At 46.1% G+C, this 9237-nt stretch carries 8 protein-coding genes; 4 read left to right on the forward strand and 4 right to left on the reverse strand.

What is annotated here, in order from left to right:
* Positions 1-27: 27 nt before the first annotated feature.
* Complete coding sequence (locus L2729_RS18495; protein ID WP_248989582.1) at positions 28-1239, forward strand: SufS family cysteine desulfurase; 1212 nt, start codon at positions 28-30, stop codon at positions 1237-1239.
* Between the two features lie 293 nt (positions 1240-1532).
* On the forward strand, positions 1533-1979 hold the full coding sequence (locus L2729_RS18500; protein ID WP_248989583.1) for a SufE family protein: 447 nt from the start codon (positions 1533-1535) through the stop codon (positions 1977-1979).
* Positions 1980-2206: 227 nt separating this feature from the next.
* On the opposite strand, the gene L2729_RS18505 is transcribed toward L2729_RS18500, so the two are convergent.
* A complete protein-coding gene (locus L2729_RS18505) occupies positions 2207-4165 on the reverse strand; it encodes a TRAP transporter permease (RefSeq protein ID WP_248989584.1) in 1959 nt (652 codons plus the stop codon).
* Between the two features lie 121 nt (positions 4166-4286).
* Positions 4287-5213, reverse strand: a complete 927-nt coding sequence (locus tag L2729_RS18510; protein WP_248989585.1) for a TAXI family TRAP transporter solute-binding subunit — start codon at positions 5211-5213, stop codon at positions 4287-4289.
* A gap of 204 nt (positions 5214-5417) precedes the next feature.
* On the opposite strand from L2729_RS18510, the gene L2729_RS18515 reads away from it, so the two are divergent.
* Both L2729_RS18515 and L2729_RS18520 read left to right on the forward strand, forming a co-directional pair.
* Positions 5418-6572 carry a membrane dipeptidase gene (locus L2729_RS18515; protein WP_248989586.1) on the forward strand — a complete coding sequence of 385 codons (1155 nt, stop codon included), beginning with the start codon at positions 5418-5420 and terminating at the stop codon, positions 6570-6572.
* 84 nt (positions 6573-6656) lie between these two features.
* Entirely contained in the window at positions 6657-7838 is a 1182-nt protein-coding gene (locus L2729_RS18520) for an AAA family ATPase (protein WP_248989587.1), read from the forward strand.
* Between the two features lie 91 nt (positions 7839-7929).
* Here L2729_RS18520 and L2729_RS18525 read toward each other — a convergent pair whose 3' ends face one another.
* Together L2729_RS18525 and L2729_RS18530 are read right to left on the reverse strand one after the other, a co-directional pair.
* The gene (locus L2729_RS18525; protein WP_248989588.1) at positions 7930-8304 is read right to left on the reverse strand and encodes a PH domain-containing protein; all 375 of its coding nucleotides are present in this window, start codon (positions 8302-8304) and stop codon (positions 7930-7932) included.
* A gap of 382 nt (positions 8305-8686) precedes the next feature.
* Positions 8687-9019 (reverse strand): hypothetical protein, encoded by a 333-nt coding sequence (locus L2729_RS18530; RefSeq protein WP_248989589.1) that lies wholly within the window; start codon positions 9017-9019, stop codon positions 8687-8689.
* Positions 9020-9237 lie beyond the last annotated feature (218 nt).

The following is a 9237-nucleotide window of genomic DNA, read 5'->3' on the forward strand; positions in this document are numbered from 1 at the left end:
TTTATATTTATACCTCGGATCAGATTAATGGATCTCACAATGTTACGGTCACAATTTCCTGCGCTTGCCCAATCTAACAACGGTTACCCGTTATGTTATTTAGACACTGCAGCCACTAGCCAGAAACCGCAACAAGTGATTGATGCCATGAATCACTATTATCATTTTGATAATGCCAATGTGCATCGAGCAGCGCACCTCTTATCAGCGCGTGCGACCACGCAATATGAAGCGGTACGCGACAAGCTATGCCAGTTTATTCAAGCCCGCCGTCGGGAAGAGATTATTTTCACCCACGGCACTACCGAAGCGATTAACATCGTTGCCAATGGGCTGACATCTCAACTTAAACTGGGCGACCTGATCTTAATTGATGCTGCAGCACATCACGCCAATATTGTGCCATGGCAAGAACTCGCTAAGCGCACTGGCGCGATAATAAAGCCAATCCCATTAACGACAGATTGCCGTTTAGACAGCGCAGCATTTGATACTTTGCTACTCGAAAAGCCTGCGATAGTGGCACTCGGCCATGTGTCTAATGTGTTAGGCACGGTCAATCCAGTGAGCAATTTAGTTGCTAAAGCCAAACAGGTGGGCGCCATCACCTTAGTTGATGGCGCACAAGCGATTGCGCACATGAGCGTTGATGTACAAGACATTGATTGTGATTTTTATGTGTTCTCTGGCCACAAAATGTATGGCCCCACAGGCATCGGGGTTTTATACGGTCGCTTTGCACTATTAGATAGTCTTAGCCCGTTGATGACGGGTGGAGAGATGATTAAAACCGTCAGTTTTAGCGGCACTGAGTTTAATCAACTGCCCAATCGACTCGAAGCTGGCACTCCGCCAATCGCTGAAGTTATTGGTTTAGGCGCAGCAATTGATTTCATCGACGCACAGCCCAAAGCGCAAGTTAGCGCCGCAGAGCAAACGTTACTTATCTATTTACAAGACTCGCTCAAAGCCTTGGGCGATGTCGTACTCTATGGCGCTCACAGTGACAATCTCGGTGCCGTTGCCTTTAATCTTGCAGCTGAACACCATCAAGATGTCGGGATATTATTAGATCAGCAAGGTATTGCGGTACGCTGCGGTCACCACTGCGCCATGCCACTGATGCAGAGTTTACAGCTTAATGGCTGCTGCCGAGCCTCTATTGGTATTTATACTAATAAGGCTGATATCGACAACTTTATTACTGCAATGCAGTCAGTGAAAGAATTGTTGCTTTAGGATCGAAGATAACAGCTGAGACGGTTAAGAGCCGATACTAAGTGCTAGGAAAGCAGAATAGAGCTAAGACGGTAGTAACTGAGACGAAAGAGCCGGAAAGATGAAGAAGCTAGAAAGCAGGATAATGCTAAGACGGTAATAGCTGAGACGAAAGATCCGGAAAGCTGAAGAAGCTAGAAAGCAGAATAGAGCTAAGACGGTAATAGCTGAGACGAAAAAGCCGGAAAGTCGGAAAACAGGAAAAGCAAAAACGGTGTTTTTAAATAATCATTCACATTAAAGTCAGGTCGAATATGAGTCAGCAAGTCCAGCCAACAAAACAGCAATTTCTCACACTAGCACTGGAAACTGATGTATCAACTACAATGCAGCTGTTTGAAAATGCCGGTAACTGGCAGGAACGCTATCGTCAGATTATGTTGCTCGGTAAAACGTTACCTAAATTGCAAGATGAATTGCGGAACGAGTCTGCTCAGGTTAAGGGCTGTGAGAGCAATGCTTGGCTGCATCACTGCGAGATAGAGGGCAAACATTACTTTGTCGCAGACAGCGACGCCCGTATCGTAAAAGGGCTTATCGCACTGCTATTAATTGCCTGCAATGGTAAAACCAGCGCAGAGATAGCGCTTTTTGACCCTAACCCGTATTTTAAGCAGTTAGGGCTTGAAGGCCAATTAAGCCCATCACGCACCAATGGTTTACTTGCCTTAGCCAAAGCGATTAAAAGTGAAAGTGAATAAAAACACTGTCACCCGTTAAACCTGTCAGTGCAGCGCTCGCAACTAATATTTCTCGATGAAGAGCTCAACATTAAGAGCCTCTATTAAGAGCCTCTTTTAAGAGCTCTGTATTAAGAGCTCAGTATTAAGCGTGCATCGATAAGTAAGCCAACACCACGAACCGAACCGATGTAATCAATCAGTCCACTATCGATTCGTGGGGCTTATTTAAGCTGAGCTTAGGGTGTTTATACCGCTACCTTCGCACGCGTTTTCCACTGCAAGCCAATCAAAGCTAAGATCACTAAGACTCCCACAAAGCCCGTACTGAAGGGATCAAATAGCACCCACGGCGCAGCTGAAAATGCCACTATACGTTCAACATTTGAAAGTGGACGTAATAGATAGCCTTCAATCGATATAGCGATAGCAACAATGATGGTTGCCGTCTGCACGATAGCAAAAGCAAACGCCATCATACTCGCCTCGGGGTTAAGTAGGTCGGTATAGGCCATCATGATGGGGATCATAAACAAGCCACCCGCAAGCTTAAAGGCTTCAACTGAGGATTTCATCGGGTTAGCATTGGCAACACCCGCCGCCGCAAAGGCTGCCAGCGCGATAGGGGGAATCACATTTGACGTTTGAGACAGCCAAAACACAATCAAGTGTGCCGTGAGCAATGGTAAACCAAAGTCTCCCAGCATAGGCACCGCCATTACCGCCAGTACAATGTAGGCGGCAGTCACAGGTAACCCCATGCCTAACACTAATGCCACAATACTTATCAAGCCTAATGCCACCAGCATATAGCCGCCAGAGAACTCCATAACAAACTGGGTAAATTGCAGCCCGATGCCGGTTTGGCCAACCACTCCAACAATAATGCCTGCTGCGCCGCACGCAACCGAGATAGGCAATGCCATTAAGGCACCACTCTTCATTCCCGAGATAAACTTACTCAGGCCAATACGGCTGTGCTTACGCAGTGCTGCGGTCAGCAAGATAGCGGCGCAACCTGCCACCCCAACTAATAACGGCGAATAAGCCATCATCAGTAACGTAGTAATAATGGCCAATGGAATAAGGTGGTGAGCGCCTTGCTTCATTACCGTCATCACCGCCTCTGTGCGACTGGCAGCTTGCAGATTTAACTTACAAGCCATTAAGTGTACATAGAGCAAGGTACAGAAAAAGTAGAGGATCGCGGGCGCTATCGATGCGAGCATAATGTCGCTATAAGGCACACCCGTAAACTGCGCCATCACAAAGGCGCCAGCGCCCATAATCGGTGGCATTATCTGCCCGCCAGTTGAGGCCGCCGCTTCAATTCCTGCTGACTGCTCCGGCGTGTAGCCCAGCTTCTTCATCATAGGAATCGTCACCGACCCGGTTGTTACCGTATTGGCGATTGCAGAACCTGAGATTGAACCGAGTCCAGCGGAGGCTAATACCGCCGCTTTAGCCGGCCCACCTCGATATTTCCCCGCGATAGAGAACGCAAGGTCGATAAAGAACTTCCCCGCGCCAGTCACCTCCAAGAAGGCGCCAAATAACACAAAAATAAACACAGTGGTTGCAGCAATACCGAGTGCTGAGCCAAAGATACCGTTAGCAGAGAAAATCTGAAACTGGACCAGTTCTTGCAAAGAATAGGCTTTGGTCGCCAATGCACCTGGCAGCATATCGCCAAAAGCGCTATACGCTAAAAACAGCGTAGCAATCAGCACCATTACCCAACCGACAGTGCGGCGGCAACCTTCTAGCAGTAGCAGCACCAAGGCGCTTCCAGCCACTAAATCAGCCGTCCCTAAGCCATACAGTAGATGGTCGATGTCGTTGTAATCGAAAATCAGCATGCGGTATCCCGCAAATACTGTTAAGCCACACAATGCGAGATCAGCCAACCGCCCCAACATATAGCCCTTGTTATAGCGATTACTGATCAGTGGGTAATGTAAAAAAATCAATACCAGCACCCAGCACAAATGCACAGGACGAAAATAGGTCGCCGAGATAGTCGATGTGATCCCTTGCCAAATTTGGAATGACGACAGCGCAACTGCGATCGCTAAAATGAGGTAGCCGAAAACCTTTACCAAGGTTTCATAAGGCAAGGTGTTAATCACGTGCTTACTGCTATCAAGCTGATCTGCCTGACTGCTCGTCTCTTGTTCGTTAACCTCTTTATCGTCAACAGGGGTCATATTGTGTCCTCAAGGCTGTTTAATGTTGTTATTACAGCCTAAATAGCGCAAAGGCAACTATTAGCTGCCTTTGTCGATGATGCAATGCACCTATGGATATAGGTGCTTATGATGAGAGAGTTTACTGACTCAGTGAGTCTAAGTACTTTTGCGCGCCAGGATGTAATGGCACTCCTTTTAAACGCTTGGCATTTTCTGGCGTAGTGGCATCAGCAACTTTAACCACTTTTTGCACCTCACCCATGTTTTCAAAAGCGGCTTTAGTCAGGTTAAATGCCATCTCATCGCTCATATTGGCACTCACAACAATCACATTCCACACACTTAACGTTGATACTGCACCCACACTGTTATACACATCCGCTGGGATCGTATAGTTACTATAGGCTGGATTCTGTTTAATAAACGCAGCACTTTCAGAAGCTGATACTGGGATAATATTGATCTTATGAGTCAACGCAACTTGAGTCACAGCGCCCACACCTTGGCCGCCCACAATAAAGCCGGCATCTATTTGACCGTTCGCTAGCGCGTTGGTTGTTTCGGCGTAATTAAGATAAACCGCGGTGATATCTTTTTTGACATCAATACCAATCGACTCAAGCAATGCTGCCGAGGTCACTGCGGTACCACTCGCAGGTGCGCCCAAAGAGATACGTTTGCCTTTAAGATCTGCCAGAGAAGTAATGCCTGATTTTTCTAAACTGATGGCATGCACAAGGTTTGGATAAAGTGCGAATAAGGTTTTCACTGGCATGGCACTTCTGAATTTACCCTCACCTTTATAAGCATCCAGTACCACATTGCCCATGGCTATTCCGGCGATCATGTCACCACGAACCACTTTAATCGTGTTCTCAACCGAAGCGGCTGTCACTTCCGCTTTAACATTCACCTCAGGGACATTATCGGACCATACTTTAGCCAGTGCCCCACCAAAAGGGTAATAGATCCCACTTTGACCACCGGTGCCAATTGAGTAGTTTTCAGCCTGAGCCGACGCCGGTAATACCAATAGTAGTGCAAGTGCTAACGTGCGATAAAACATAGCCTTCCCCTTAATTTCGTTAAACTTTATATATTAGACTTTGATTTAAAAGCCTTTAATTATTAATGATTTCACTTCAATTTGGCCTCGATAGTCACTTATGGGCCAGCCATTGTCAAGATATCGAATAGTCTTACCAGATAGGCTACTATGAGCCAAAATAACAATAAAAGTAGGCGACTCGATGCCCACTAAGGGAGAAATATGCAGCAGCTAATCAATCGACGTCAGCTTATTAAAGGCCTTGCCGCAGGTACAGTATTGAGTCAACTAGGCCCCCTGCCCGCATTCGCCAGTAACCAAAAACGGCTGTTTGTTGATGGCCTCTGTTTTCTCCCCGACAATTTAGCCGATTTAGCGACATCGGGTATTGATGCTTATCTTTGCGATATTTCCGCCATTGAGGCGATGAAACAAGCCGATGGTACCACCAACTACAAACGGACTTATCAGGCGTGTATTAAAAGCATATCAGCGGCAAAAAGACGAGTTGAAGCCAACAGCGACAAACTCATTTTGGGGCTAAATGCTAATGATATTAACCGCGCCAAGCAATCAGACCGCACCGCCGTGTTCTTTCAAATCCAAGGAGCTGATTGCGTAGAGGGCAGCATTAATAACGGTTTAAGCCAAGTCGATGAATTTCATGCCAAAGGGTTAAGAGCATTGCAGCTGACGCACCACTACGGTAATCAATTTAGTGGCGGCGCACTCGATAATGATGCCAGTGGCGGGCTTAATTTGCCGCTAACCCAAGCGGGTGAAGCGCTGATTAACAAGCTCAATGATAACCATATTCTCGTCGATGTCAGCCATTCAAGTCCGCAATCAGCATTAGATACCGCTCGGGTTAGCCGCTCCCCCATCGTTCAAAGCCATGGCGCAGTGCGCGCCATCGTCAACCATGCTCGCTGCTCTCCCGATGAGGTCATTAAAGCGATCGCTGATACTGGCGGGCTATTTGGGGTGTTTATGATGAGCTTTTGGCTTACTAACGATAAAGTGCCAACGGTTGATCACTATATTAACCACCTGAAACATGTCGCTAATGTTGGGGGTATTGATGCTGTCGCCATTGCCAATGATTACCCACTGCGTGGCCAAAAGAACTTACTCAAACTGAATAACAATAATGCCGAAGGGGTAAAACAGTACCTTAGTTGGTGGCATAGCCTGCGCGAGAAAAACGTGCTGGGTTACGATGTAGAACCAGAACATGTGGTGATCCCTGAACTTAACCATATCGATCGCATGAATCGTATTGATCTAGCCCTCTGTAAAGCCGGCTTTAGTAGCAATGATCGCGATAAGATCATGGGGCAGAACTGGCAAAGAGTACTCAGTGATGTATTGGTCTAATGATGCAGACTCAGTTAGTGCATAGACAGCAATAGTCTTTGGCAGTTAAAGTGGCAAGAGATCCAATTGCCACTATGAATATATATGCTGACCACACTCGCCATTCAAAACTATCGCTCTTTACGTGACGTCACTATTCCACTGGCGAAACTAAACCTCGTCACTGGCGCCAATGGCAGTGGAAAATCTAACCTCTATAAAGCATTACGCTTACTTGCTCAAACAGCACAAGGCGGTGTGGTTAATGCTTTAGCGCTAGAGGGTGGCTTAGATTCCAGTTTCTGGGCTGGACCAGAGAAACTATCGCGCGCCATGTTAGCGGGTGAAATGCCTATTGAGCCAACAGTAAGGCAGCAGGTTAAACGGCTCAGGCTCGGTTTTGCCAGTGATGAGTTCAGTTATTTGATTGAGCTTGGGCTACCAAAGCCTGACTCCAGCACCTTGTTTGGCTTAGATCCGCAAATTAAGCGTGAAGCCATTTGGGTTGGTAGCTCGTATCGCCCAAGCACAGTATTGGTCGAACGACGTTCAGCATTAGTCAAAAGCCGCACCGAAGTCGCCAAGCAAGCGGGCTGGCAAACACTCAATGTACACATGCAGCATAGCGACAGTATCTTTACCGAACTTGCTGACCCTGAGCGAACGCCAGAGGTCATACGCCTGCGAGATAATATTCGCGCCTGGCGTTTTTATGATCATTTTCGCAGCGACAGCGATGCCCCTGCAAGGAAGTCACAATTAGGTACCCGAACGCCGGTGCTACATCATGATGGTAGAGATCTAGCCTCCGCTATCCAAACCATATTTGAAGTCGGTGACCGAGAAGCCTTTGATACTGCCTTGAGTGACGCTTTTCCCGGTGCTCATGTAGTTATTGAATATGAATCTAATGGCATGCTTACCCTAAAGTTTCATCAACAAGGTCTGCTTAGAGCACTGAATGCCGCTGAATTGTCCGATGGCACCTTACGCTACCTTTTACTGGTTGCCGCCTTGCTAACGCCAAGACCACCAGAGTTAATGGTCCTTAACGAACCAGAAACCAGCTTGCACCCGGATCTGCTGCCAGCACTATCTCGGCTTATTGTTAAAGCCTCAGACCGTTGTCAGTTATGGGTGGTGTCCCATGCAAATAGGTTGATTAATGCATTAAATCAGTTCGAAGATTGCAACTTGATTGAACTGGATAAACAGCTCGGGCAAACCGAGATTGTTGGGCAGGATATTTTAAGTAAACCAAGTTGGCGTTGGCATAACCGCAGCTAAGGCGCTGCGGTACTCTTCTTAACCGTCATGTTATCTATTGGGACTGAGCGATTGGAATAATCGCCTAATGCCAGCTTAGTCGAATAACGATTTAGAGTGAGAAGTTAGCAATGGTTTTTTGAATGCCGACCACATCAGTGCCGCGTTTTAACTCTTTGACTAATGGCTCTTTTTGACCAGAGATCCACAGTTTCAGTTCTGCATCCATATCAAATCTGCCTGCCGTTTCTACTTCAAAATGGGTTATCGCTTTATAAGGTACTGAATGATAACTCACCTTCTTACCCGTCATGCCTTGCTTGTCGATTAAGATCAGCCGCTTATTGGTAAAGACAAACATGTCTCGCACCGCCTTATAGGCTAAGCTCAACGACTCATTGTCAGCCATTATTGGGCTAAGTTCTTCTGTCAGCTCTTCAAGGTTGACCTCTGAAGCATTTCCCATCAACGAATCTAATAGTCCCATTTTATTTTCCTTAATATTGAGTCAAAGTGGTCACAGCAACAAACCAATGTAGCCGCTAAGAACTTAACCTCTATTGCGAATTTAATCCAATTGTAGTGGTCATCAAATACAATGAGTCATTAACAGGCCAATGCTTATGAGTTACCCCTCGATTTCAGCACAATCAGAAAGTACTTTGTGGACGATGAAGAGTTAAATTTGATCACTTTCAAACTCGGTTTGGACATAAACGAGTGAGTGATAAAGCTCTGGGAATGACTTTTGGCATTAGGGAAAGTATTGGGTAACGCCCTGCTAATAAGTGAACCATGCGCTGGCGGGCGATTTGCTCAGCAAATGGCATGACAGCCTTGGTGAATCTGAATTTAGCAGCTTGTTATGTTTACAGTCGACCAATAACTATCGGGGCTATAAATGCAAACAAAACTACCAAATGTCCGCCAATTAACAAAACTCTTAGTAAGTTACCCTTCCTTGATAAGTTATCATCATTAAGCGACCTATATTCAGCTTTTAGTATAAATACCATAAACTTAAAAGAATTGCTGATGGTGTTGTTTTTGATAAGTTGAAGCTTTCCCAGCTCAAGCCAAACCTGTGGGTGATTGGACTTAATGAGATTCAAAACACTTTTTGCTTCCACCAAATACCAGACTGATAAAGGAAGCATCGAAAGACAGAGTAATGGCCAAATTGCGGTAATAAATTCACTCAAACTGTTCCATCCTTAGAAACATAACGCCCTGTTAAGGGGCAAATTGTAGTTGGCTATAATGTGAGCGGAGCGAAACAGCCAACTGTAATTTGTCCTGCTTGAACAGCTTGTTGAACGAAGCCGCTATGCGGCAGAAGAGATAACAAGCCTCTTTGCTCTCCCATCCTAAATACTTACTAGTACAGGTCTTGTTAGGCCATTATTACTAGGAGTATTGT

Origin of the sequence: Shewanella gelidimarina (genome assembly GCF_023283945.1) — a bacterium.
GTDB classification, from domain to species: Bacteria; Pseudomonadota; Gammaproteobacteria; order Enterobacterales; family Shewanellaceae; genus Shewanella; species Shewanella gelidimarina.